The organism is Streptomyces sp. NPDC043908, assembly GCF_056435525.1.
Window position 1 is genome coordinate 450045 of record NZ_JBWKEI010000004.1, and the last position, 24917, is coordinate 474961.

Below are 24917 nucleotides of genomic sequence, written 5' to 3' on the forward strand. Positions count from 1 at the left end.
AGTTCCCCGCGCCCCTTATCCGGCCGGGACTTCGCCTGCGGGCCGGTGGCGGGCTGGCCGCGCAGTTCCCCGCGCCTCTGAAGGGGGCGAGTGTGGGAGTTCGGCTGCGGGAAGTTGCCTCAGGGGCGCGGGGAACTGCGCGACCAGCCCAGCACGGTCCGCAGACGAAAGACGGGGCCCGGGGCGCAGCCCCGTTCGGGAGTCCGGGGCGCAGCCCCGTTCGGGAGTCCGGGGCGCAGCCCAGGGAAGGTGGCTCTCGCCCCCGGAGGGTTCAGGGGAGGGGCGGGGTGGGGGAGACACAATGGGGGGCATGGCTACGCGTACCGTCGGGTTCGACCTCGACATGACCCTCATCGACTCCCGCCCCGGCATCCACGCCTGCTACACCCGCCTCGCCGAAGACACCCACACCCCCATCGACGCCGACGCCGCCGTCAGCCGCCTCGGCCCCCCGCTGGAGTGGGAGCTGAGCCACTGGTTCCCCGAGGACCGCGTCCCGGAGATGGCCGCGCGGTACCGCGAGCTGTACCCCACGTACGCCATCGCCCCCACCCACGCCCTCCCCGGCGCCGCCGACGCGATACGCGCGGTCCAGGAGCTCGGCGGGCGCGCCATCGTCGTCACCGCCAAGAACCGGCCGCAGGCCGCCCTGCACCTCACCCACCTCGGGCTGGAGCCCGACGAGCTGATCGGCGGGCTGTGGGCGGAGGCCAAGGCGGAGGCGCTGCGCGCGCACGGCGCCTCGGTGTACGTCGGCGACCACACCGGCGACGTCCGCGGCGCCCACGCCGCGGGCGCGCTCTCGGTGGCCGTGCCGACCGGCCCGATCGGCGCGCGGGAGCTGCGCGAGGCGGGCGCGGACGTCGTCCTCGCCGACCTCACGGAGTTCCGCCCGTGGTGGAAGGCGTACGTCAGCGCCCAGGACACCCTCCGGGCCGCTCCCCCCGCCGCTCCCCAGCCCGCCCCCTAGGCCGCCCCGCGGCCCGCCCGGACCGACCGCACCACACCCGCCCCGGCGATCAGGAAGCCGACGCCCATTAGCATGCACACCGCGTAGGCGACGGGCGGGAACGGGGAGGTGTGCAGGAACAGCGGCGCCACCGTGACCAGCGTGGCGAGCGCGCCGACGAAGAAGACGATGACACCGGCGCGAACCAGCCGGTCCCCGCTGTTCGACTCGTCCCTGGCCGAATTCGCTTGGGTTTCGTTACTCACTCGGTCAGGGTAGTTCCCTGCCCGTAAGGACCCGCCGGGACGTCTTGTCAGCAGCCTCTGGACCATTAGCCTTGGTGTCGGCGGGTCCCAAGGCGACCCGCTGCAGTGCTATCCAGAGCCGTTCTCCGCGGCGCCCCGAGCACCCACGACGAGTACGAGGACGAGGACAGACGTGCCTACCGGCAAGGTCAAATGGTTCAACAGCGAGAAGGGCTTCGGCTTTCTCTCCCGCGACGACGGCGGCGACGTCTTCGTCCACTCGTCCGTGCTCCCCGCCGGGGTCGAGACACTCAAGCCCGGCCAGCGCGTCGAGTTCGGCGTGGTCGCGGGCCAGCGCGGTGACCAGGCGCTCTCGGTGACCGTCCTCGACCCGGCCCCCTCGGTCGCCGCTGCCCAGCGCCGCAAGCCCGACGAACTGGCCTCCATCGTCCAGGACCTGACGACCCTGCTGGAGAACATCACGCCGATGCTGGAGCGCGGCCGCTACCCCGACAAGGCGGCCGGCAAGAAGATCGCCGGACTGCTGCGGGCGGTGGCGGACCAGCTCGACGTCTAGTCCGCTGGTCCGTGAACCCGAACCGGTCCACGAACCTGAGCCGGTCCACGAACCCGAGCTAGTCCACGAACCTGAGCGCGTCGCGGCCGAGCGGAGGCACCAGCCCCTCGGCCGCGGCCCGCGTCAGCAGCCCCCGCACCGCCGCGTAGCCGTCCTCGCCCAGATCGTGGGTGAACTCGTTGACGTAGAGCCCGATGTGCTGGTCGGCGACCGTCGGATCCATCTCCTGGGCGTGCTCCCGTACGTACGGCCGGGAGGCCTCCGGGTCGTCCCAGGCCATGCGGACGGACGTCCGGACGGCCCCGGCCAGCTCGCGCAGCCGGGCCTCGCCGAGCGAGCGGCGGGCGATGATCGCGCCCAGCGGGATGGGGAGCCCGGTCGTCGACTCCCAGTGCTCGCCCATGTCGGCGAGCGAGTGCAGCCCGTACTCCTGGTACGTGAAGCGGGCCTCGTGGATGACGAGTCCGGCGTCCACCCGGCCGTCGCGCACGGCGGGCATGATCTCGTGGAACGGCATCACGACGACCTTGCCGACGCCGCCGGGCACCACGTCGGCCGCCCAGAGCCGGAAGAGCAGATACGCCGTCGAGCGCTCGCTCGGCACGGCGACGGTCTTGCCGGTGAGGTCCACACCGGGCTCGCGGGTGAGCACCAGCGGGCCGCAGCCGCGCCCCAGCGCCCCGCCGCAGGGCAGCAGCGCGTAGTCGTCCAGGACCCAGGGCAGCACGGCGTACGACACCTTCAGCAGGTCGAAGCCGCCGTCGCCGGGGCCGCGTTCGGCGATGCCGTTGGTGATGTCGATGTCCGCGAAGGTGACGTCGAGCTCCGGCGCCCCCGGGACACGTCCGTGCGCCCAGGCGTCGAAGACGAACGTGTCGTTGGGGCAGGGCGAGTAGGCGATGCGCAGCGGCTCAGTCATGACCGTTCCAACTCTCCAGTACGGGCGGGAGCTTCCCGAAGGCGTCGGTGAGTGCGGCGAGCGCGTCCCCGATCCGCCAGGCGGAACGGTCGCGCGGCCCCACGGCGTTGGAGACGGCCCGGATCTCCAGCACGGGAACCCCCTGCTGGGCCGCGGCCTCCGCGACCCCGAAGCCCTCCATCGCCTCGGCGGCCGCCCCCGGGTGCCGGGCGGCCAGCTCGGCGGCGCGGGCGGCGGTGCCGGTGACGGTGGAGACGGTGAGGACGGGCCCGTACACGGCGCCGATGGCCCCGGCGGCCTCCCGCGCGAGCGGCTCGGGCGGCAGATGGGCGCAGCGCCCGAACCCGAGCGCCTCCACGTCCCGGTATCCCTCGGGCGTGTCGGCCCCGAGGTCGGCGGCGACGATCCGGGACGCGGCGACGAGGCCGCCGACGGGCGCGGCGGACGGGAACCCGCCCCCGATCCCGGCGGAGACGACCAGGCCGTACGGGGTGCGGGCCAGGGCGTTGGCCGTGGCGGCGGCGGCCGAGGCGGGGCCCACGCCCCCCACGAGGACGTCCGCGCCCGCCGGGCACGCCCGCGTGACCGCGTCCCGCTCGGCGGGGACGGCGGTCACGACCAGGACGCGCACGTCAGCCGTTGTCGTGCTTGAGGGTGAAGCCCCACACCGACTTCGGCTTGTTGTCCTCGTTCACCTGGACGATGTTGATCTTCCGGGACTTCGGCGCCGCGGACTGGCCGCCGGTCGCGAAGACGTCGGCGTTGGGGAACGAGCGGTAGGTGGTGCTGATGGGCTCGCCGAAGATCGGCGAACCGTCGAGCAGCGCGATCCACTTGTCGCCGTGCTCCACCACGTCCGGGTCCACGCCCAGACGCAGGGTCGAGCCCGGCGAGTACTTGATCGTCTTCGACGTCTTCACGCTGCTCAGGCAGGTGGTGAGCTTCTCCTCGGAGAGCACCTTGCCGTCGTTGCGGCAGGCGGCCTCGGCGTTCACCGAGGTCGTCCCGACCGTCACGGTCGCGAGGGGCGTCGGCTTGTCGCAGGCGGAGAGGGCGAGGAGGCCGACGGAGACAGCGCCCAGGGCGATGCCGGCCCGGCGGGCCTTACCGGAGGTGAACGAGGCGGTCATGAGCCGAAGGCTATCGGTCCGCCGAGATCACGCCACGCGCGGGTGTGGTGTGCCGCGCCGCGACGAGCTCAGCAGCCCCCGTACGGACGTGAGCGCGCCCACCGCGAGCAGGCCCGCCGCGACCGACATCCCGAGCACGCCGTTGAGCGGCAGCACGATCCCTATGGCACCGCCCAGCACCCACGACATCTGGAGCGCGGTCTCCGAACGGGCGAACGCGGAGGTCCGCACCTCCTCGGGCACATCGCGCTGGAGCATCGCGTCCAGGGACAGCTTCGCCAGCGCCTGGGTGAAGCCCGCGGTCGCCCCGAGCACCGCCATCAGCACCCCGCTGAAGAACGCCGCCGCGCACACCCCCGCGCCCAGCGCGGCCAGCAGCGCCGCCACGATGATGATCTCCGGGCCCCGCGAGCGCAGCATCGAGCCCGCCGCCGTGCCGAGCGCGTTGCCCACGCCCGCCGAGACGCCGACCACGCCCAGCGACACGGCGGCGCTCTGCCCGGACAGCGGGTGCTCGCGCAGCAGGAACGCCAGGAAGAAGATCAGGAAGCCGGAGAGCGCGCGCAGGGCCGCGTTGGCGATGAGCCCGCTGCGCACGGACGAGCCGACCGAGCTCAGGCCCGGTTTGCGGCCCGCGCGCTCGACCAGACCGGCCTTGCTCTCGCCCTTGGCGGAGTCCACCTTGTGGTCGAGCGTGAAGGCCAGGAACGTCCCCATCACGAACAGGCAGAACGCCCCGTACAGCGGCCACTCCGGCCCCACGTGCTGGAGCCCCGCGCCGATGGGGGCCGCCGCCGCCGTCGCGAGCAGCCCCGCGAGCGTGACTCTGGAATTTGCCTTGACCAGCGAGAACCCCGGTGGCAGCAGGCGCGGTACGACCGCGCTGCGCACCACTCCGTACGCCTTCGACGCCACCAGGACGCCGAGCGCCGCCGGATACAGCTCCAGGCCGCCGGTGGCCACCGCGCCCGACATGGTGAGCGCGAGCAGCGCCCGCGCCAGCATGGCGCCCGCCATCGCGGCGCGCCGGCCGTGCGGCATCCGGTCGAGCAGCGGACCGATCACCGGGGCCAGCAGGGTGAACGGGGCCATCGTGATCGCCAGATACAGCGCGACCCGGCCGCGGGCCTGGTCGGTGGGGACGGAGAAGAACACGGTGGACGCCAGGGCCACGGTGATCATGACGTCCCCGGCGCCGTTCACGGCGTGGAGTTCGATCAGTTTGCCCAGGCCCGACTCACCGGCGCCATGGGCGTGTGTCGCCTTTCGGATGGAACGCGCGGTGCCCGTGATGGGCAGATGCAGCGCTCGGCCGACCGTCCGCCCCGCCCTGCGGAGGGGACCGGCCGTATCGACGGACCTCGCGGTAGCCACATCTGTCATAGTGCCCCAACCCCGTCTGACCATGACGTACCGACAGGGATTCGGACCGGCAGGTGGGCCACGGGCCGCGAAGGGGGTAGCGTGACAGGCGCGCCGCCCGCGGCTGCTCATGGCCGCGCGCCTCTCCGCGATCCCGCAGAATGGATGGCGAAAGGCGCGCCCCTGATCAGTTCACGGCCCGGGCGCGGACGTCGACGCGGCCCCTTGGTCCGCTCCGTCCGCGACTCGTACGTACGCGGTCCCCGGCGCACCCGTGAGACGGCGTAGGAGAGAAGCGAGACCTGTGAGTGCTGCGACGACGCGAAGCCGTACCCCCGACCGCCTGTGCGCCGAAGCGGTCGACCTCGCCCGGGAGGCGGCCGAGGAGGCCGCCGCGCCCGGCGTGGTCGGAGAGCACGTATCGGTGGTGGCCGAGGGCGACCGGGTCGTCACGCACTTCTTCGAGTGCAAGGAGCCGGGGTACCGGGGCTGGCGCTGGGCGGTGACCGTCGCGCGGGCCTCCCGCGCGAAACTGGTCACCCTCGACGAGACGGTCCTGCTGCCCGGGCCCGACGCGCTCCAGGCCCCCGAATGGGTGCCGTGGAGCGAGCGGCTGCGTCCCGGGGACATGGGCCCCGGCGACCTGCTGCCCACCGAGGCGGACGACCTGCGCCTGGAGCCCGGCTACACCGGGGAGGACGCCCCGCCGCCGAACTCCGCCGTCTCCGAGGAGATGGCCGAGCGGGTCGAGGCCGAGGACGCGGAGCTGGTGGCCCGCCCCGGCGCCGCGCGCGGCACGATCGCGGCGGTGGCCGAGGAGCTCGGCCTGCGCCGGGCGCGCGTGCTGTCCCGGTACGGGCTGCACGCGGCGGCGGACCGCTGGGACGAGTCGTTCGGCGCGAAGACCCCGATGGCGCAGGCGGCACCGGCCTCCTGCGTGTCGTGCGCCTTCCTGGTCCCGCTGGCCGGGTCGCTGCGGCAGGCCTTCGGGGTCTGCGCGAACGAGTTCAGCCCCGCGGACGGGCGTGTCGTGTCCCTGTCCTACGGCTGCGGCGGCCACTCGGAGGCGGCGGTCATGCCGAAGCCGCCGCGGCCGTCGGCGCCGGTGCTGGATACGTTGGGGGCGGATGCGTTGGTGTTGCGGCCGGAGGGGTTCGGGTCTGTGGAGGCGGGCGCCCCGGACGCGGAATCCGAAGACCTGGGCCACTCCTAGCCCCACCCCCCTTGGTAGCTGCGCCCCGGCCCCCTTGGCGGCTACGCCCGGCCCCCTTCGTGGCTGCGCCCCGGCCTCCTTTTCACTTGCGGGGGCGGGGGCGCGAAGGGGGCGGTCTTTGGGGCCGGGACTTCGGCTGCGGGCCGGTGGTGGGCTGGTCGCGCAGTTCCCCGCGCCCCTTATCGGCCCGGAGTTCGTCTGCGGGTCGTGGGGGGTTGCTCGCGCAGCCCCGCGCCCCTGGACGCCGCGGGGCTGCGCCCCAGCGCCCCGGGCCGGTCTTTCGTCTGCGGACCGTGGAGGGCTGGTCGCGCAGTTCCCCGCGCCCCTGAGGGGGTTGGCCGCGGCCGGAGCAGTTGGCTCGGCCAAGGGCTTTAGGGGCGCGGGGCTGGGCCACAATGCGGCTCCCTCGCACGGACGCGACCACCCAGGCGATCGCCCCGCAGGGGCGCACAAAGGGGCGCGGGGAACTGCGCGCTCAGCCCTCCACGATCTACGGACGAGGTCCGGCCTTTAAGGGGCGCGGGGAACTGCGCGAGCAACTGACCACCGGCCCGTACACGAAGTCCCGGCCCAAGAGGGGCGCGGGGAGCTGCGCGAGCGGGTGTCCGTGACCCCGCAGGCGGGGACGTGGACGCGGGCCTCCCCGGCCCACCGCCAGGTGAACCGGGCCGGGGCGAAGCCCGGGGGAGTGAGGGGTGCGGGGGGCGTGCGGGCCCTCGGGAGCGGGGACGCGGTACCTTCGGGCGCAGGGTTACCGATGCGGTGGACGCGAAGAAGCGGGGTACGGCGTGATCGTGAAGGCGACGGCGGACGAGGGGCTGGACCCCTTCGGGACGGCGCGGCTACGGCGCGGCGTAGTGGACGCCTGGGCCACCACCCCCTCCCGCTTCCGCGAGGACGCCAACGCCGAGGAGGACCTCGCCCTCGGCGGCTACCGCGACCGCCTCGTCGTCGAGCTGGCCCAGAACGCCGCCGACGCCGCCGCCCGCGCCGGAGTCCCGGGCCGGCTGCGGCTCACCCTCCACCCCGGCGCCCCCGGCGAGCAGTCCGTCCTCGCCGCCGCCAACACCGGCGCCCCCCTGGACGCCACCGGCGTCGAGTCGCTGTCCACCCTGCGCGCCTCCGCCAAGCGGCGCGACGCCGGCACCGCCGTCGGCCGGTTCGGCGTGGGCTTCGCCGCCGTCCTCGCCGTCAGCGACGAGCCGGCCGTCGTCGGCCGCACCGGCGGCGTCCGCTGGTCGCTCGCCGAGGCCCGCGACCTCGCCGCCGAGGCCGCCCGCTTCAGCCCCGGCCTCGGTGACGAACTGCGCCGCCGCGACGGCCACGTACCCCTGCTGCGGCTCCCGCTGCCCGCCGAGGGCTTCGCGCCGGAGGGGTACGACACCGTCGTCGTGCTGCCGCTGCGCGACGAGCCCGCCGAGGACCTCGTCCAGCGGCTCCTCGCCGCCGTCGACGACGCCCTGCTCCTCACCCTCCCCGGCCTCGTCGAGGTCGTCGTGGAGACCCCCGACGGCTCCCGTGTGCTGCGCCGCTCCGAGCGCGACGGATACGTCCACATCGACGACACCCGGGACGGCGCCAACCGCTGGCGGGTCGAGAGCGCGAGCGGCCCCCTCACCGCCGACCTGCTCGCCGACCGGCCCGTCGAGGAGCGGCTGCGGCCGCACTGGTCGGTCACCTGGGCCGTCCCCGTCGACCTGGACGGCGCCCCGCGGCGGCCCCGTACCGCCCCGGTCGTCCACGCCCCCACCCCCACCGACGAGCCCCTCGGCCTGCCCGCCCTGCTCATCGCCTCGCTGCCGCTGGACACCGCGCGGCGCCACCCGGCGCCGGGGCCGCTGACCGACTTCCTGGTGGAGCGCGCCGCCGACGCGTACGCCCGGCTGCTCGGCGACTGGGAGCCCGTCTCGACCGGCACCGTCGACCTCGTACCCGGCCCGCTCGGGCGGGGCGAGCTGGACGGGGCGCTGCGCGCGGCGGTCCTGGAGCGGCTGCCCCGTATCGCCTTCCTCGCCCCGGCCGCGCCCTCCGAAGAGCTGCCCGCGCTGCGGCCGTTCGAGGCCGAGGTGGTCGAGGGGGCGGGCGCCGACACCGTGCGGGTGCTGGCCGAGGTGCTGCCCACGCTGCTGCCCGCGGGGCTTGAGCGCCGGGCCGAGCTGCGCACCCTCGGCGTCGGGCGGCTGCCGCTCGGGGACGCCATCGAGCGCATCGGCGGCGCCGAACGCGACCCGTCGTGGTGGCACCGCCTCTACGACACGCTGGCCGGGGTGGACCCGGACCGCCTCTCGGGGCTCCCGGTGCCGCTGAGCGACGGGCGTACGGCCATCGGCCCGCGCCAGATCCTGCTCCCCCTGGCCGACACCCCCGCCGACCTCACCCGCCTCGGCCTCAAGGTCGCGCACGCGGACGCCGCCCACCCCCTCCTGGAGAAGCTGGGCGCGCTGCCCGCCACGCCCCGGGCCGTCCTGACCACCCCCCAGGTGCGGGCCGCCGTCGCCGCCTCCCTCGACAGCGGCGAGATCTGGGACGAGGACGCGCTCGACGCCGACGAACTCGCCGAGACCGTACTGACGCTGGTACGGGACGCCGCGCTCGAACCCGGCGAGGAGCCGTGGCTCGGGGCGCTGGCCCTGCCCGACGAGGACGGCGAGCTCGCCCCCGCCGGTGAACTCGTCCTGCCCGGCAGCCCCTTCGCCTCCGTCATCCGCCCCGGCGAACTCGCCGAGGTGGACGGCGAACTGGCCGCCCGCTGGGGCGAGCAGCCGCTCGCCGCGTGCGGGGTGCTGGCCACGTTCGCCCTGGTCCGCGCCACCGATGTGGTCCTCGACCCGGACGAACTGGAGCCCCGCGAAGGCGACTTCGCCGAGCCCGACGACGCCGGGCTGCTCGACGCGGTCGACGTGTGGTGCGAGGACGTCCTGGACCGGCTGCCGCACACGCCCGTACCGCCCGTGGCCACCGAGATCGTCGCCGTCCGCGACCTCGACCTCGTCGACGACGACGCCTGGCCGCGGGCCCTCGCGCTGCTCTCGAAGCCGCCGCTGCGGGACGCGCTGACCCAGCCCGTACGCATCCTGCTGCCGGACGGCACGACCGAGTCGGTCCGCCCGTACACGGCGTGGTGGCTGCGCGGCCACCCCGTCCTCGGCGGGCGCCGCCCGGCGGGTCTGCGCGCGGCCGGGTCCGACCCGCTGCTGGCCGGTCTGTACGAGTCCGCCGACGCGACCGGGTTCGACGACGAGCAGGTGCTGCGGGCGCTGGGCGTGCGTACGTCGGTGGCGGCGCTGCTCGACGAGCCCGGCGGCGCGGCCGAACTCCTGGGCCGCCTCGCGGACCCCGCCCGCCCGGTCTCGGACGCGCAACTGCACGCCCTGTACACGGCGCTGGCCGACCTCGACCCCGAGCAGGTGACGCTCCCCGACGAGCTGCGGGCGGTGGTGGACGGGGAGGTACGGGTCGTGGACGCGGCGGACGCGCTGGTGGCGGACGCGCCGGATCTGCTGCCGCTGGCGTCCGGGGTGCCGCTGCTGCCGGTCGCCCCGGCGCGGGCGGCCGAACTGGCGGAGCTGCTCCAGGTGCGGAGCCTGGGGGAGAGCGCGTCGGCGGAGGTGACGAGCGTCGGGACCGAGCGGGAGGTCCCGGAGGCGGTCCGGGTCCTGCTCGGCCCCCGAGTGCCTTCGCACTACGTCGAGCACGAGGAGCTGCTGGCGGGCGGGGTGGAGCTGGACTGGCACCGCGCGCCGGACGGAACGGTGCACGCGGCGACGCTGGAGGGGGTCGCGGCGGGGCTGGCGTGGGCGGCGGGGCAGTGGCCGCGGCGGTTCGAGGTGGGGGCGCTGCTGGAGGACCCGTCCCGGACGGCGGAACTGTCCCGATCCCGCTGGTTCGACTAACCCCCGGGGCTACGCCCCGGGCCCCCTTCTTTCGTCCGCGGGCCGGTGACGGGCTGGCCGCGCAGTTCCCCGCGCCCCTGGAGGCCGCGGGGCTGCGCCCCAGCGCTGCGGGTCCCCGGGTTTTCGTCTGCGGACCGGTGGTGGGCTGGCCGCGCAGTTCCCCGCGCCCCTGAACGACGCGGGGCTGCGCCCCGACCCCCTGCTTTCGTCTGCGGGCCGGTGGTGGGCTGGTCGCGCAGTTCCCCGCGCCCCTGAACGACACGGGGCTGCGCCCCGACCCCCTGCTTTCGTCTGCGGACCGTGGTGGGCTGGCCGCGCAGTTCCCCGCGCCCCTGGAGGCCGCGGGGCTGCGCCCCTGCGCTGCGGGCACCGGGCTTTTAGTCTGCGGGCCGTGGGTGGTTGCTCGCGCAGTTCCCCGCGCCCCTGAGGGGTCCGGCCGCAGCCGGAGCAGTTGGCTCGGCCACGGGCTTTTAGGGGCGCGGGGAACTGCGCGAGCAACCCACTACAACCCGCAGACGAATCCCCGGCCCGATAAGGGGCGCGGGGAACTGCGCGACCGGCCACCGCCAACCGGCAGCCGAAGTCGAGCCCTGGAGGGGCGCGGGGAACTGCGCGAGCAACCGAAGCCGGCCCGCAGGTGAAGTCCCGGCCGATAAGGGGCGCGGGGAACTGCGCGACCAGTCACCCACGGCCCGCAGACGAATCCCCGGCCGACAGGGGCGCGGGGAACCGCGCGTTCAGCCGTAGGCGGTCTGCGGGACCCTACTCCGCCCACTTCCTCCCCACCCACCTCCAAGCCCCCTCCAACCCCACAGCCCCCACCACCGCAACCCCCACCGCGGCCCACGGCAACACCGTCCCCACCAGGCGCAGGGCGAAGAACGTCTGGAGCCAGGGGACCGCCAGGACCAGGAGGAAGGCCGCGCCCATCGAGGCCACCAGGGCTATCCGCCACCACGTGTACGGGCGGGCGATGATCGCCAGGACCCACATCGACACCAGGAACAGCGTCAGCGTCGCCGCGCTGGTCTCGGCCTCGCGGGCGCCCGGGCCCTCGTAGTAGTGCCGCGCCAGCATGTACGTGGCGAACGTGGTCACCGCCGCGATCACCCCGCCGGGGATCGCGTACCGCATCACCCGCCGTACGAAGTGCGGCTTGGCCCGTTCCGTGTTGGGGGCCAGCGCCAGGAAGAACGCCGGGATGCCGATCGTCAGGGTGGACAGCAGCGTCAGGTGGCGCGGCAGGAACAGGTACTCCACCTGTGTGCACACGACGAGCAGCGCGAGCAGCACCGAGTACACCGTCTTGACCAGGAACAGCGTCGCCACCCGCGTGATGTTGCCGATGACCCGCCGCCCCTCCGCCACCACCGACGGCAGCGTGGCGAAGCTGTTGTTCAGCAGGACGATCTGGGCCACCGCCCGCGTCGCCTCCGAGCCCGACCCCATCGAGACGCCGATGTCCGCGTCCTTGAGGGCGAGCACGTCGTTGACGCCGTCGCCCGTCATCGCCACCGTGTGCCCGCGGGACTGGAGCGCCGCCACCATGTCCCGCTTCTGCTGCGGCGACACCCGCCCGAACACCGCGTGGGAGTCCAGGACCTCCGCCATCTCCGCCCGCTCGTCGGGCAGTTTGCGCGCGTCCACCGTCCGTGACGCGCCCGGCAGGCCCAGCTTGCCGGCCACCGCCCCGACCGACACCGCGTTGTCCCCGGAGATGACCTTGGCGTGGACGTCCTGCTCCTCGAAGTAGCGCAGGGTCTCGCCCGCGTCCGGCCGCAGCCGCTGCTCCAGCACCACCAGGGCCGTCGCCCGCGCGTCCGCCGCCACCCGGGGGTCGTCGAGTTCGCGCCGGGCCCGGGCCAGCAGCAGGACGCGCAGGCCCTGTTCGTTGAGGGAGTCGATCTCCGCGAGGGACGCGTCGCCCGTCGGCAGCAGCACGTCCGGCGCGCCCAGCAGCCAGGTCGAGTTCTCCCCGTCGCCCTCGCTGAACGCCGCCCCGCTGTACTTGCGCGCCGAGGAGAACGGCAGCGACTCCGTGCACCGCCACTCCTCGCTGTCCGGATACGCGTCGATGATCGCCTGGAGCGAGGCGTTGGGACGCGGGTCGGACTCGCCGAGCGCGCCGAGCACCTTGCGTACGTACGCCTCGTCCGCGCCGTCCAGCGGTCGCAGCTCCGTGACGTCCATGCCGCCCTCGGTGAGCGTGCCGGTCTTGTCGAGGCAGACCACGTCCACGCGCGCGAGGCCCTCGATCGCCGGGAGCTCCTGCACCAGGCACTGCTTGCGGCCGAGCCGGATCACCCCGATCGCGAAGGCGACCGAGGTGAGCAGGACGAGACCCTCGGGAATCATCGGGACGATGCCGCCCACCGTGTACGCGACCGACTGCTTGAAGTCGTCGTCCTTGACCACGAGCTGGCTGATGACCAGGCCGACCGAGGTCGGGACCATCAGCCACGTCACGTACTTGAGGATCATCGAGATGCCCGAGCGCAGCTCGGAGTGGACCAGGGTGAAGCGGCTGGCCTCCTCCGCGAGCTGCGCCGCGTACGCCTCGCGCCCGACCTTCGTCGCGGTGAAGGCGCCGCCGCCCGCGACCACGAACGACCCGGACATCACACGGTCGCCGGGCTTCTTGAGGACCGGGTCGGCCTCGCCGGTCAGCAGCGACTCGTCGACCTCCAGACCGTCGGCCTCCACCATCTCGCCGTCGACCACGACCTTGTCGCCCGGCCCGAGCTCCACCAGGTCGCCCAGGACGATCTCGGAGGTGGAGATCTCGGCGGCGGTCCCGTCGCGCCGGACCGTGGGTTTGGCCTCGCCGATGACCGCGAGCCCGTCGAGGGTCTTCTTGGCGCGCAGCTCCTGGATGATGCCGATGCCGGTGTTGGCGATGATCACGAAGCCGAAGAGGCTGTCCTGGAGCGGCGCCACGAAGAGCATGACCAGCCACAGCACGCCGATGATCGCGTTGAAGCGGGTGAAGACGTTGGCGCGGACGATCTCGCCGGTGGAGCGGCTGCTGCGCAGCGGTACGTCGTTGACCTCGCCCCGGGCGACGCGTTCGGCGACCTCGGCGGCGGTCAGACCGGTGGCCCGGCCGGACGCCTCGGGCGGCGGCACGGGGTGGACGGGGTCGAGTTCCGCCCCGGCGTCGATATTGGCGCGCTGCGTCATGTTTTCGACGGTACGGGGGGAATTCCCGCTTCACCTGCCGGGACCGTCGAACATCAGACCAGGGGAGGAGACGAATGGTCCTGTGGCGGTATGCCCGCGCGGGCGTCTCCTACCGCCGGGCCCGACACCGGCCCGGAGCCCGGACACCGCCCCCGGCCCGGAGCCCGGACACCGCCCCCGGCACCGTCCCCCTACAGCTTGTCGGCCGTGGCTTCCCGCTCCGCCGCGTGCCGCTTGAGGGCCGCGTCGCGTCCGCGGACGTACCAGATGCCGATGAGACCGAGACCGCCTCCGGCCAGGCACGTCCACACCCACCACAGATGGCCGTGGTCGTCGAACCAGCCGTAGAACGGCAGCTGGACCAGGAAGAGGACGAACCAGAGGATCGTGCCGCCGGTGATGGTGGCGACGACCGGCCCTTCCAGGGGCTCCGGCGCCTCGTGCTTCGGGGTCCACTTCTCCATGCGATCAGTGTAGGGGGAGGCCCGTGCCGCCCCGGCGGACCGCTCGCGGCCGTCCGCGACCCGGGCGCCCCTTGTGTCTACGCGCGGAGATAGCGATCTTCGCCTGATGTATTCATACTGAAACGGCTTACGGCTGACTCGTTTTGTTCGTTGAAACGTCCAAAGAAGTTCGGGTAAAGCCGCTTTTCCGCAGTGCGCAGCTCCCGCTCCCCGCCCCGTCTCACGACTGAGGTTCCGCATGTCCCCGTCGGCCACCGCCAAGGTCGAAGCGCCCCAGCCCGCCCCGAAGCCGCCGGCCAACGCCGTGGACCGGTACTTCAAGATCTCCGAGCGCGGTTCCACCGTCGCCCGGGAGATCCGCGGCGGCTTCGCCACCTTCTTCGCGATGGCGTACATCATCGTGCTGAACCCGATCATCCTCGGCAGCGCCAAGGACATGTACGGGCACCAGCTCGACAGCGGTCAGCTGGTCACCGCCACCGTGCTGACCGCCGCGTTCACCACGCTCCTGATGGGTGTCATCGGCAACGTGCCGATCGCGCTCGCCGCCGGCCTCGGGGTCAACACCGTGGTCGCCCTCCAGCTGGCGCCCCGGATGAGCTGGCCCGACGCGATGGGCATGGTCGTCCTCGCCGGTTTCGTGGTGATGCTCCTGGTCGCCACCGGGCTGCGCGAGCGCGTGATGAACGCGGTGCCGCTGGGCCTGCGCAAGGGCATCGCGATCGGCATCGGCCTCTTCATCATGCTGATCGGCCTGGTCGACTCGGGCTTCGTCTCCCGCATCCCGGACGCCGCCCACACCACCGTCCCGCTCCAGCTCGGCGGCAACGGCCATCTGCTGGGCTGGCCGGTCCTCGTCTTCGTCCTCGGCGTCCTGCTCACCCTGGCGCTGCTGGTCCGCAAGACGCCCGGCGCGATCCTCATCTCCATCGTGGTGATGACCGGCGTCGCGATGATCATCAACGCGGTGGCCACCGTCCCGTCCTGGGGCCTGACCACCCCGACCTGGCCCGGCAACCCGGTCGCCAGCCCCGACTTCGGTCTGGTCGGCGAGGTCAGCCTGTTCGGCGGCTTCGACAAGGTCGGTGTGCTGACCGGCGTCCTGTTCGTCTTCACCGTGCTGCTGTCGTGCTTCTTCGACGCCATGGGCACGATCATGGGCATCAGCGACGAGGCCGGGCTGACCGACGCCGAGGGCAACATGCCGGGCATCAACCGGGTGCTGTTCGTGGACGGCATCGCGGTCGCGGCGGGCGGCGCCTCGTCCTCCTCGGCCACCACCTGCTTCGTGGAGTCCACGGCGGGCGTCGGCGAGGGGGCGCGCACCGGCCTGGCGAACGTGGTCACCGGCGGTCTGTTCACCGTCGCCCTGTTCCTGACCCCGCTGGCCACCATGGTCCCGTCGCAGGCGGCCACCCCCGCGCTGCTGGCGGTGGGCTTCCTGATCCTGTCGGGCTCGGTCCGGCAGATCGACTGGGACGACTGGACGATCGCGATCCCGGCGTTCGTGACGATGGTGATGATGCCGTTCACGTACTCGATCACCAACGGCATCGGCATGGGCTTCCTCACCTTCACGGTGCTGCGCCTGGTGGCGGGCCGCGGCCGTGAGGTGCCGGTGGCGATGTACGTCGTCTCGGCGGTGTTCGCCTTCTACTACCTGATGCCGGCCCTGGACCTGACCTAGCCGGTCCCCGCGCGGCCGGTGCTAGGCCGCGCCGTAGAACTTCTCCGTCTCGTCGACCGCGGCGTTGAACCGCTCGTCGAAGTCGTCCCGAATGAGCGTCCGGACCACATAGTCCTGGACGCTCATTCGGCGTTTGGCGGCATGCTGCCGGAGCCGTTCGAGCAGCTCACCGTCTATCCGCAGGCTGAGCACGCTGGTCCCCATGGGACGAGGGTCGCCGCAGACCCCGCCCCGGTGCGTCACTTTTCCGACGAGTCTCACTCGTTCGGGTGATGTGTGGGGCGGTGTACGGGGCGGGGTGTGGCCACCGTTACAGCGCGGGGGCGGTGCTTCGGCTGGTATTTAGCCAGAGTAATGAGTTAATCTAACGAACATGTCTGACCTGCCCCACGACAGCGACGCCGACGTCGCCGCCGTGAACTCCCTCCGCTCGGCGATCATGCGCCTGAGTAGGCGCCTGAAGCATCAGCGCGTCGACGAGTCGCTGAGCCCGACCGAGATGTCGGTGCTCGGCACCCTCTTCCGCTGCGGCTCGGCCACCCCCGGTGAGCTGGCCCGCAAGGAGCACGTCCAGCCCCCGTCGATGACCCGCATCGTCGCGCTGCTGGAGGCCAAGGGACTGGTCAGGCTGGAGCCGCACCCCGACGACCGCCGCCAGAAGGTGGTCAGCCAGACCGAAGAGGCCGAGGCGATGCTCGAAGAGAGCCGCCGCAAGCGCAACGTCTGGCTGGCTTCCCTCGCGGAAGGCCTGGACGAGGACGAGTGGGCGAAGCTGCGCGCCGCCGCACCCGTACTGGAGAAGCTCGCACACCTGTGAACGACCGCGCACGATAGGAGGCGAACCCCTTTGAGTACGGGATCCGGAGCAGACTCCGCCCCCGCACACAAATCCACCCACGACACCGCTGCCCCCGGCAGCACCCGGCGGGGGACGTTCTCCTCGCTCGCGATCCGCAACTACCGGCTGTTCTTCTCCGGTGCCATCGTCTCCAACATCGGGACGTGGATGGCGCGGATCACCCAGGACTGGCTGGTCCTCCAGATCACCGGCTCCTCCGTGGCGGTCGGCATCACCACCGCCATGCAGTTCCTGCCGATGCTGCTCTTCGGCCTGTACGGCGGCGTCATCGCCGACCGCTTCGCCAAGCGGAGCATCCTCTTCGTCACCCAGAGCGCGATGGGCCTGGGCGGTCTGTTCCTGGCGGCCATGACGCTCTCCGGCCACGTCCAGGTCTGGCACGTCTATCTGACGGCGTTCTTCACCGGACTGGTGACGGTCGTCGACAACCCGACCCGCCAGTCCTTCGTCTCCGAGATGGTCGGCCCCGACCAGGTCCGCAACGCGGTCAGCCTGAACTCGGCCAACTTCCAGTCGGCCCGGCTCGTCGGCCCCGCGGTCGCGGGCGGCGTGATGGCGGCGGTCGGCCCCGGCTGGGCGTTCCTCGCCAACGGCCTCTCCTTCCTCGCGCCGCTGGCCGGCCTGGCCCTGATGCGCACCGCGGACCTGCGGCCCACCAAGCTCGCGCCGCGCGGCAAGGGCCAGCTCCGCGAGGGCCTGGACTACGTCTCCAAGCGGCCGGAGCTGATCTGGCCGATCGTCCTGGTCGGCTTCGTCGGCACCTTCGGCTTCAACTTCCCCATCTGGCTCAGCGCGTTCGCCCATGACGTCTTCCACGGCGGCTCCGGGATGTACGGCCTGTTCAACAGCCTCATGGCGATCGGCTCCCTGATCGGCGCGCTGCTCGCCGCCCGCCGGGGCACGACCCGGCTGCGGCTGCTCGCGGGCGCGGCCGGGCTCTTCGCGGTCCTGGAGATCGCGGCCGCCGCCGCGCCCGGCATGGGGCTCTTCATCGCGCTGCTGATCCCCGTCGGGGTCCTCGGCCTCACCGTCAACGTGACCGCCAACGCCTCGGTGCAGATGGCCACCGACCCGGAGATGCGGGGCCGGGTGATGAGCCTGTTCATGATGGTCTTCACCGGCGGCACCCCGCTGGGCGGCCCGCTCTTCGGCTGGCTCACGGACGAGTACGGCGTACGGATCAGCCTCGCCCTGGGCGGTCTGATCTGCGCGATCGCGGCGGTCGGCGTCGGCCTGGCACTGGCGCGCGCGGCGAACCTGCGCCTCAAGGTCGACATGCGACGCGGCCGCCGGCACCTGGAGTTCGTGCCGAGGGTCCCGAGGGAGCGGCTGGCTACGGCGGCGTGACACCGGCGGCGCGGGGGCGCCGCTCAGCCCGGCCGGAAGGCCACCCGCACACCCGCCCCGACGGGCAGAACCAGCACGGCCCCCCGCTGCCGCGTCCAGCTCTTCGGCACGATGAACATCCGGTCCCCCGATTGTGCGAGCAGCCGCAACCCCCGGTAGCGGTACTTGAAGTGCTGTCCGGATCCCCCCTCCGGCAGCGAGGTCTCCCGCACCCCCGGAGCCGTGAAGTACAGCCGCTCGGTCGTGTCGACGACGACCTCCGGCCTCAGCCGCAGATGGCGCGCCAGATACCGGGCTTCGTGCTCGCCGTGGCCCTGGGCGTAGGCCTGTACGGCCCAGAAGGAGCAGAGCGTGATCAGCGCCGCCGCGATGCAGAAGGCCGTCACCTCACCGACGAAGGGGCGGCCGGTGGCCTTCAGGTGCATCAGACGCCCGTACACCACGAGCAGCAGACCGCACAGCAGGAGCAGGGGCGTGGTCAGCTGCGCGGCGGGCCAGACCTGGAAGCCGCCGAGGACGCCGAGCGCGAAGAGCCCCACTCCGCACATGAGGAGACAGACGCCCGCCCGCGTCACACGGCGCAGGAGGTGGGGCCGTGACCCGGCGACGGCGGCGGCCCAGAAGTATCCGAGCGCCGCGACGAGGCCGACGAAGAGCGTGACGCCCACCGGCATCCACAGGGCCGCCGCACTGCGCAGCAGGAAGTCCTGGGTGGAGAAGCCGAGGGTCGCGGGATCGATGCCGAAGTACTCGTACTGCGCGTCGGTGAAGGCGTACCCGAAGTAGAGGAGCAGCGCGGTCAGCAAGGTCGTGGGCGCGACGAATCCGGCGAGGGCCTTGAGCCAGGTGCCCCACGGGGCCCTGGCCGGAGTCGGCGGTGGCGGCTGGGGCTGCCCCGGGGCCTGCTCCTCCATCGGGCGCCTCCGGGTCAGCTCGCGTCGGCGCTGGGGACGGCCGGGTCGTCCGGCTGGGGCTCGGGCTCCTCCGGCTGGTCGGGCGGAGTGAAATTCTCGTCCTTGACGGTGCCGACCAGCGGCGTGGGCCGCCCGGTGAGGCGGACGCAGACGGTGTGCTCGGGGATGGTCTCCTTGCCGTCGTCGTCGGGGAAGGTGACCGTGATCTCCGGACCGTCACCGTTGGGCGGTAGCGATACGGACTGGTCGGGAGGCGCGGTGCTCCAGCGGTTGGGGCCGGGTGTGCAGTCGGAGAAGCTCGCGGTACCCGTGTACGTCTCCGAGGAGGGGTTCCGCAGCGTCAGCTTGACGAGGGGCCAGGCCCCGGCGAAGCTGCCGGAAACCCGCCCGGCCGTGTCGAAGCCGCCGCCACCACCGCTGTCGCCGCCACTGTCCGAGCCGCCACTGTCCGAGCCGCCGCTGTCCGAGCCGCCGCTGGTGTCCCCGGTCGTGCCCCCCGTCTCTTCGGCAGGAGGCCCGGTGGTCTCCTCCTGGCTGGACTCGTCCGACGGCCCGGGCGGCTCCCCACCCCCCGACGAACACCCCCCGAGCACAAGCCCCAGCACCAGCAGGGCGGCCGGGAGGAGGCGGGGGCGGCGGCGGCAGGCGTGGTCCATCTTTCGGACGGTAACAGTGTGTGACCGTCTCGTCGCCGGTGGCGCGCCAGGGGCGGCCGAACGGGGGAGCGGGCGGGTTCGTTACGCTCGTAGGCGTGAACCCCAAGACCAGGAACCGGATCATGGCCGGCGTACTCGTGCTGATGTTCGTCGTCGTGGCCGTCGCGGCGGCGCGCGGCTGACACCCCCGCCGGGGAGCCGCCGCGCCCGCCGCGCGCGTCACCAGGCGAACGCCTCCGGGGACGGGCCCGGCCCCGGGAAGATCTCCTCCAGGGACGCCAGCACCTCGGCCGACAGCTCCAGCTCCACCGCCCGCAGGGCCGAGGCCAGTTGCCCGGCGGTGCGCGGGCCGACGATCGGGCCGGTCACGCCCGGCCGGGTCAGCAGCCAGGCCAGCGCCGCCTCGCCCGGCTCCAGACCGTGCTTGGCGAGCAGGTCCTCGTACGCCTGCACCCGCGCCCGCACCCCCGGGTCCGCCAGGGCCTCGGCCGCGCGCCCGCCGGTCGACCGGGAGCCGCCGCCCTCGCGCTCCTTGCGCAGCGCCCCGCCGAGCAGCCCGCCCTGGAGCGGGGACCAGGGGATGATCCCGACGCCGTACTCCTGGGCGGCGGGGATCACCTCCATCTCGGCGCGCCGCTCGAAGAGGTTGTACAGGCACTGCTCGCTGACGAGCCCCAGCCGGCCGGTCCGCGCGGCCACTTCGTTGGCCTGGGCGATCTTGTAGCCGGGGAAGTTGGAGGTGCCGACGTACAGCACCTTGCCCTGCTGGACGAGCACGTCCATGGCCTGCCAGATCTCCTCGACGGGGGTCTGCCGGTCGATGTGGTGGAACTGGTAGAGGTCGATGTGGTCGGTGCCCAGCCGCTTCAGGCTGCCCTCGACCGCCCGGCGGATGTTGAGGGCGGACAGCTTGTCGTGGTTGGGCCAGACGGGGGCGCTGTCGGCGGACATGTTCCCGTACACCTTGGTGGCCAGGACCGTCCGCTCCCGGCGGCCGCCGCCCTGGGCGAACCAGTTGCCGATGATCTCCTCGGTACGGCCCTTGCCGGCGCTCTGGCCGTAGACGTTGGCGGTGTCGAAGAAGTTGACGCCCGCCTCGTGGGCGGCGTCCATGATGGCGTGGCTCTCGGTCTCCTCGGTCTGGGGGCCGAAGTTCATGGTGCCGAGGACGAGACGGCTGACCTTGAGTCCGGTGCGTCCGAGCTGCGTGTACTCCATGGGGTACCAGCGAACGCCTTGAAGTGCGCTCGAAGCAAGTACCCCACGCGGCCCCGCCCTCCCCCGACTCCGCCCCCCTCCCGCCTACCAGGCGAACGCCTCCGGGGACGGGCCCGGTCCCGGGAAGATCTCATCGAGTCCGGCCAGCACCTCCGCCGACAGCTCCAGCTCCACCGCCCGCAGGGCCGAGGCGAGTTGTCCGGGGGTGCGCGGGCCGACGATCGGGCCGGTCACGCCCGGCCGGGTCAGCAGCCAGGCCAACGCCGTCTCGCCCGGCTCCAGTCCGTGCTCGGCGAGCAGGTCCTCGTACGCCTGCACCCGCGCCCGTACCGCCGGGTCCGCGAGTCCGGCGGCGGACCGGCCGCCCTTGGTGCGTTCCCCGGCCCCGTCCCGCTCCTTGCGCAGGGCGCCGCCGAGGAGGCCCTGGTGGAGCGGCGACCAGGGGATGATCCCGACGCCGTACTCCTGGGCGGCGGGGATCACCTCCATCTCGGCGCGCCGCTCGGCGAGGTTGTAGAGGCACTGCTCGCTGACCAGGCCGAGCCGCCCGGTCCGCGCGGCGACCTCGTTGGCCTGGGCGATCTTGTAGCCGGGGAAGTTGGAGGTGCCGACGTACAGCACCTTGCCCTGCTGGACGAGCACGTCCATGGCCTGCCAGATCTCCTCGAAGGGGGTCTGCCGGTCGACGTGGTGGAACTGGTAGAGGTCGAGGTAATCGGTGCCGAGGCGCTTGAGGCTGGCCTCCACCGAGCGGCGGATGTTCAGCGCGGAGAGCTTGTTGTCGTTGGGCCAGACGCTGGTGCTCCAGGGGCTGCCGTCCTGGGTCATGTTCCCGTAGCCCTTGGTCGCCAGGACCGTCCGCTCCCGGCGCCCGCCGCCCTGGGCGAACCAGGACCCGACGATCTCCTCGGTGAGGCCCTTGTGCTCGGCGACGCCGTAGATGTTCGCGGTGTCGAAGAAGTTGATGCCCGCGTCCTGGGCGGCGTCCATCAGCGCGTGGCTGTCGGCCTCGTCCGTGAGCGGGCCGAAGTTCATGGTGCCGAGGACGAGGCGGCTGACCTTGAGTCCGGTGCGTCCGAGCTGCGTGTACTCCATGAGGGACCAGCGAAGCCGTTGAAGTGCGCTCGAAGCAAGGGGGTCCGGTCGCGGGGGCGCCGGGCGCGGGGCGCGCCCGGGCGCCGACGTGCTCAGGACCCCGCGAACCAGCTCGACGCGTCCAGGCGGAACGCCTCCAACGGGACCACCGCGCGCAGCGACGCCTCCATCTCCCGGACCGGCCCGGGGCCCAGGGCACGCACCCAGTCGGCGCGCAGCTCGTCGAAGACGGCCGCCGACCGGTTCAGGGCGTCCAGGCCGTGCCGGGTGATGCGGACGACCTTGCGGCGGGCGTCGGCGGGGTCGTCGGCGCGTTCGGCGTAGCCCAGCGCCTCCAGGCGGTCGACGGTCTTGCCGGCCGCCTGCTTGGAGACGCCGAGGCGGCGGCCGATCTCGCTCGCGGTCGCTCCGCCGGGGCCGATGGCCTGGAGCGCGAAGCCGTGGGCGGGGCGCAGGTCGGGGTGGCCCTGTGCGGCGAGTTCGGCGTGGAGGCGGTCGATCAGGGTGCGGAAGCCCGCCAGGAGGAGCAGGGGGAGCTCGTAGCCGGGCGTGTCGGCGCCACCGGAATCACCCTTGCGAGAACCGACAACCTGGTTTACCTTTTTTTCGTCAACCACGTTGTCCATTCTAAGGGGCGCAGCGCACCATGTTCGTCGACCACACCCTGGAGTCCGCGCCCGCCGCGTCGCGCCGCGCGATGGAGGGAACCGTCCGGCACCTCGGCCACCTCTCCCCGGCCGTCGCCCGGATGGCCGCCTCGCCCCACGCCCTGGAGGGCTTCCTCAAGATGAGCGCCCTCTTCGAGAGCACCACCCTGGACCCGGTCGCCCGCGAAGTGGTGGTCATGACGGTCGCCACCCGCAACGCCTGCGCCCTGTGCGTGGACATGCACACGGCCAAGCTGCGCGGGCTCGGCGCGGCGGAGGAGCTGATCGGGGAGCTCCGCGCGGGATCGCCGCTCTCGGACGAACGGCTCGACGCCGTACGGGAGTTCACCCTCGCCGTGTACGCCACGGCGGGCGCGGTCCCCGACGCCGGCCTGGAGGCCTTCCTGTCCCACGGCTACACCCGGCAGAACGCCCTGGAGGTCGTCCTCGGCATCGGCGCGTACACCGTCTCCACCTTCGCCAACCGGCTGACCGGGGCCTCGCACTGAGCCGCGCTAGCGGACCGGGCCCTCCTGGGCGGCGGCCACCGGCACTCCGTACGGACCGCCGAGCCCCCACCCCTGGTGCAGCGCGTCCGCGAAGGCCGCCGCCAGTTTGTGCTCGCCCGAGGCGGAGGGGTGCGTGCCGTCGTAGGTGTCCACGTGGATGTCGTACGTCGGCGGGTGCGAGGCGAGCAGCAGTGGGGAGGAGGGCCGGTCCAGGTCCGCCACCGCCTTCGCGAGCAGTTCGTTGAAGCGGGCGACCTCGGCCGCGAAGGGGGCGTCCGACTCGGCCCGGATGTTGGGGATGACGGGCAGCAGCACCATCCGGATCGCCGGGTTCGCGGTGCGCGCCGCCGCCACGAAGGCGCGGACGTTGGCCGCCGTCTGGTCGCTGTCCGTGTAGAAGCCCAGGTCGATCAGGCCGAGCGAGACCAGCAGGACGTCCGCCCGGGCCCCGGCCGCCGCCTCGGCGATCAGCGGGGCCATGTGCAGCCACCCCTCGCCCCACCCCGACAGATGGCGGCGGGCCGGCGCGGGAAAGTCCTCCGCGCCGTACGCGGACGACAGCGGGGCCCCGGCCCCCGTGTCGTACAGCTCGGTACGCGGCCCCACGATCGCGAAGGGGCCGTCGAAGGACGCGCTGAGGTGCTGCCACATCCGGTAGCGCCAGGTGATGTCGCCGGCGCGTCCGATGGTCATGGAGTCGCCGACGAACATGAAACGCATGGGGGCCATGATGGCGGATCACCTGGACCGCTTCGACGGGCTGCCACGTGACGATGGACACTTGGTGCCATGCGTTTCCCGATGCGTTCGCTTCTGTCCGCCGCCACGGCCGCCGGGCTCGCCGTCCTGGGGGCCGCCGGACCGGCGGCGGCCGACGGCGGAGACGGCGGTTTCACGATCAAGGACCCCCGGATCAAGGAGTCCAGCGGCCTCGCCGCCAGCCGCGCCCACCCGGGCGTCTACTGGACGCACAACGACAGCGACGACGGGCCGTACGTCTACGCGGTCGACTCCAGGACCGGCGAGACCGTCGCCAGGATCACCATGACCGGCGTCGGCCGCCCGCGCGACGTCGAGGCGATCTCGGTCGGCCCGGACGGGAACGTGTACGTGGGGGACATCGGGGACAACCTCGGCGGCACCTGGAAGAACGTCTGGATCTACAAGTTCCCCGAGCCGAAGCGGCTGAAGGACGCCACCGTCAAGGCGACGCAGTACGTGGTGAAGTACGCCGACGGGCCGCGCAACGCCGAGGCCCTGATGGTCCATCCCGGCACCGGGCGGGTCTACATCGCCTCCAAGAAGGAGGGCGGCGGCGGGCTCTACGAGGGCCCCGCGCACCTCTCCACGGCCGGGACGAACGTCTTCCGGCGAGTCGGCGACGTGCCGTGGGTCACCGACGGCGCCTTCTCCCCGGACGGGACGAAGCTGGCGCTGCGCGGGTACTTCTGGGCGGCCGAGTACGACTGGAAGGGCGGGAAGCCGGGGGCGCGGCACGGGGTGTCCGCCCCGCTGATGCGGCAGGCGGAGTCCGTCACGTACACGCCGGACGGGAAGGCGCTGCTGTTCGGGAGCGAGGGGGAGGGGAGTCCGGTGACCCGGGTCGCCGTCGCCGGGGGCGGGTCGCCGTCCGGCGGGGGGAGTTCACCGACCGGTGCGGGGGGCCGTGGCGGGAGCACCGACTCCGGGGGTGGGCACCGGAACCTGGTGTACGGGGGGTTGGGTGTGGTGGGGGTGGGGGCGGGCTGGGTTTGGCTGAAGCGGCGGGGGCGGCGGGGCTGATCCTTTTGGGCCCGGCTTTCGTCTGCGGCTGAGTAGCCGGCTGCCCGCGCCCCTTTTCGGCCCGGGGTTTGTCTGCGGGCCGGTGGGGGTTGCTCGCGCAGTTCCCCGCGCCCCCAAGCCCCTCTTCGGCTGCGGGCCGTGGTGGGCTGGTCGCGCAGTTCCCCGCGCCCCTTCGGTGCGCCCCTGCGGGGCGATCACCTCGGCGGTGGGGGGCGTGTTCGTCTGGTGGGCCGCCCGGTGGTGGGTTGCTCGCGCAGTTCCCCGCGCCCCT

General features: G+C 73.1%; 24 protein-coding genes. 10 read left to right on the forward strand and 14 right to left on the reverse strand.

Annotated elements, in window-relative coordinates:
• The first annotated feature begins 301 nt into the window (after positions 1-301).
• Entirely contained in the window at positions 302-970 is a 669-nt protein-coding gene (locus AC069K_RS12720; protein WP_478615141.1) for an HAD family hydrolase, read from the forward strand.
• Here the strand turns inward: AC069K_RS12720 and AC069K_RS12725 are convergent.
• On the reverse strand, positions 967-1215 hold the full coding sequence (locus tag AC069K_RS12725; RefSeq protein ID WP_358831508.1) for a hypothetical protein: 249 nt from the start codon (positions 1213-1215) through the stop codon (positions 967-969). The two genes, AC069K_RS12720 and AC069K_RS12725, sit on opposite strands and share 4 nt — an antisense overlap.
• 172 nt (positions 1216-1387) lie before the next feature.
• On the opposite strand from AC069K_RS12725, the gene AC069K_RS12730 reads away from it, so the two are divergent.
• Entirely contained in the window at positions 1388-1771 is a 384-nt protein-coding gene (locus AC069K_RS12730; RefSeq protein WP_358831507.1) for a cold-shock protein, read from the forward strand.
• 58 nt (positions 1772-1829) lie between these two features.
• Here AC069K_RS12730 and AC069K_RS12735 read toward each other — a convergent pair whose 3' ends face one another.
• The 4 genes from AC069K_RS12735 to AC069K_RS12750 are packed head-to-tail and all read right to left on the reverse strand — an operon-like array spanning position 1830 to position 5194.
• A complete protein-coding gene (locus tag AC069K_RS12735; protein WP_478615144.1) occupies positions 1830-2690 on the reverse strand; it encodes a 1,4-dihydroxy-6-naphthoate synthase in 861 nt (286 codons plus the stop codon).
• Positions 2683-3321: a futalosine hydrolase gene (locus tag AC069K_RS12740; RefSeq protein WP_478615147.1), complete on the reverse strand. Its 639-nt coding sequence runs from the start codon at positions 3319-3321 to the stop codon at positions 2683-2685. Before AC069K_RS12740 ends, AC069K_RS12735 begins: the two co-directional genes overlap by 8 nt.
• 1 nt (position 3322) lies before the next feature.
• The gene (locus tag AC069K_RS12745; RefSeq protein ID WP_358831504.1) at positions 3323-3820 is read right to left on the reverse strand and encodes a DUF2771 domain-containing protein; all 498 of its coding nucleotides are present in this window, start codon (positions 3818-3820) and stop codon (positions 3323-3325) included.
• A 27-nt stretch (positions 3821-3847) separates the two neighbouring features.
• A complete protein-coding gene (locus tag AC069K_RS12750) occupies positions 3848-5194 on the reverse strand; it encodes an MFS transporter (protein WP_365113431.1) in 1347 nt (448 codons plus the stop codon).
• A 292-nt stretch (positions 5195-5486) separates the two neighbouring features.
• Between AC069K_RS12750 and AC069K_RS12755 the strand changes: the two genes are divergently transcribed.
• Positions 5487-6395 carry a DUF3027 domain-containing protein gene (locus AC069K_RS12755; RefSeq protein ID WP_365113429.1) on the forward strand — a complete coding sequence of 303 codons (909 nt, stop codon included), beginning with the start codon at positions 5487-5489 and terminating at the stop codon, positions 6393-6395.
• Between the two features lie 794 nt (positions 6396-7189).
• Entirely contained in the window at positions 7190-10288 is a 3099-nt protein-coding gene (locus tag AC069K_RS12760) for a sacsin N-terminal ATP-binding-like domain-containing protein (RefSeq protein ID WP_478615262.1), read from the forward strand.
• A 762-nt stretch (positions 10289-11050) separates the two neighbouring features.
• On the opposite strand, the gene AC069K_RS12765 is transcribed toward AC069K_RS12760, so the two are convergent.
• A complete protein-coding gene (locus AC069K_RS12765; RefSeq protein ID WP_365113427.1) occupies positions 11051-13468 on the reverse strand; it encodes a cation-translocating P-type ATPase in 2418 nt (805 codons plus the stop codon).
• Between the two features lie 191 nt (positions 13469-13659).
• A complete protein-coding gene (locus AC069K_RS12770) occupies positions 13660-13932 on the reverse strand; it encodes a DUF2530 domain-containing protein (RefSeq protein ID WP_365113425.1) in 273 nt (90 codons plus the stop codon).
• Positions 13933-14170: 238 nt separating this feature from the next.
• On the opposite strand from AC069K_RS12770, the gene AC069K_RS12775 reads away from it, so the two are divergent.
• Positions 14171-15619: an NCS2 family permease gene (locus AC069K_RS12775; protein ID WP_365113423.1), complete on the forward strand. Its 1449-nt coding sequence runs from the start codon at positions 14171-14173 to the stop codon at positions 15617-15619.
• Positions 15620-15640: 21 nt separating this feature from the next.
• On the opposite strand, the gene AC069K_RS12780 is transcribed toward AC069K_RS12775, so the two are convergent.
• A complete protein-coding gene (locus tag AC069K_RS12780; protein ID WP_358831498.1) occupies positions 15641-15823 on the reverse strand; it encodes a ribbon-helix-helix protein, CopG family in 183 nt (60 codons plus the stop codon).
• Positions 15824-15992: 169 nt separating this feature from the next.
• Here AC069K_RS12780 and AC069K_RS12785 point away from each other — a divergent pair, with 169 nt between their 5' ends.
• Positions 15993-16436, forward strand: a complete 444-nt coding sequence (locus AC069K_RS12785; protein ID WP_365113421.1) for a MarR family winged helix-turn-helix transcriptional regulator — start codon at positions 15993-15995, stop codon at positions 16434-16436.
• 30 nt (positions 16437-16466) lie between these two features.
• Positions 16467-17825 carry an MFS transporter gene (locus tag AC069K_RS12790; protein WP_478615155.1) on the forward strand — a complete coding sequence of 453 codons (1359 nt, stop codon included), beginning with the start codon at positions 16467-16469 and terminating at the stop codon, positions 17823-17825.
• 23 nt (positions 17826-17848) lie between these two features.
• Here the strand turns inward: AC069K_RS12790 and AC069K_RS12795 are convergent, their stop codons facing one another.
• Both AC069K_RS12795 and AC069K_RS12800 read right to left on the reverse strand, forming a co-directional pair.
• Complete coding sequence (locus AC069K_RS12795) at positions 17849-18739, reverse strand: hypothetical protein (protein ID WP_365113417.1); 891 nt, start codon at positions 18737-18739, stop codon at positions 17849-17851.
• A gap of 14 nt (positions 18740-18753) precedes the next feature.
• Entirely contained in the window at positions 18754-19395 is a 642-nt protein-coding gene (locus AC069K_RS12800; RefSeq protein WP_478615160.1) for a hypothetical protein, read from the reverse strand.
• Between the two features lie 20 nt (positions 19396-19415).
• Here AC069K_RS12800 and AC069K_RS12805 point away from each other — a divergent pair, with 20 nt between their 5' ends.
• Complete coding sequence (locus AC069K_RS12805) at positions 19416-19577, forward strand: hypothetical protein (protein ID WP_478615163.1); 162 nt, start codon at positions 19416-19418, stop codon at positions 19575-19577.
• 37 nt (positions 19578-19614) lie between these two features.
• On the opposite strand, the gene AC069K_RS12810 is transcribed toward AC069K_RS12805, so the two are convergent.
• From AC069K_RS12810 to AC069K_RS12820, 3 genes are all read right to left on the reverse strand, one after another.
• Positions 19615-20613: an aldo/keto reductase gene (locus tag AC069K_RS12810; protein ID WP_478615166.1), complete on the reverse strand. Its 999-nt coding sequence runs from the start codon at positions 20611-20613 to the stop codon at positions 19615-19617.
• 84 nt (positions 20614-20697) lie between these two features.
• Positions 20698-21708 (reverse strand): aldo/keto reductase, encoded by a 1011-nt coding sequence (locus tag AC069K_RS12815; RefSeq protein ID WP_478615169.1) that lies wholly within the window; start codon positions 21706-21708, stop codon positions 20698-20700.
• Between the two features lie 92 nt (positions 21709-21800).
• On the reverse strand, positions 21801-22334 hold the full coding sequence (locus tag AC069K_RS12820) for a MarR family winged helix-turn-helix transcriptional regulator (RefSeq protein WP_478615172.1): 534 nt from the start codon (positions 22332-22334) through the stop codon (positions 21801-21803).
• Positions 22335-22354: 20 nt separating this feature from the next.
• Here AC069K_RS12820 and AC069K_RS12825 point away from each other — a divergent pair, with 20 nt between their 5' ends.
• Positions 22355-22864: a carboxymuconolactone decarboxylase family protein gene (locus AC069K_RS12825; protein WP_478615175.1), complete on the forward strand. Its 510-nt coding sequence runs from the start codon at positions 22355-22357 to the stop codon at positions 22862-22864.
• A gap of 6 nt (positions 22865-22870) precedes the next feature.
• Here AC069K_RS12825 and AC069K_RS12830 read toward each other — a convergent pair whose 3' ends face one another.
• Entirely contained in the window at positions 22871-23584 is a 714-nt protein-coding gene (locus AC069K_RS12830) for a GDSL-type esterase/lipase family protein (RefSeq protein ID WP_365113403.1), read from the reverse strand.
• 69 nt (positions 23585-23653) lie between these two features.
• Here AC069K_RS12830 and AC069K_RS12835 point away from each other — a divergent pair, with 69 nt between their 5' ends.
• Positions 23654-24646, forward strand: a complete 993-nt coding sequence (locus tag AC069K_RS12835; RefSeq protein ID WP_478615179.1) for a WD40 repeat domain-containing protein — start codon at positions 23654-23656, stop codon at positions 24644-24646.
• The last annotated feature ends 271 nt before the right edge of the window (positions 24647-24917 follow it).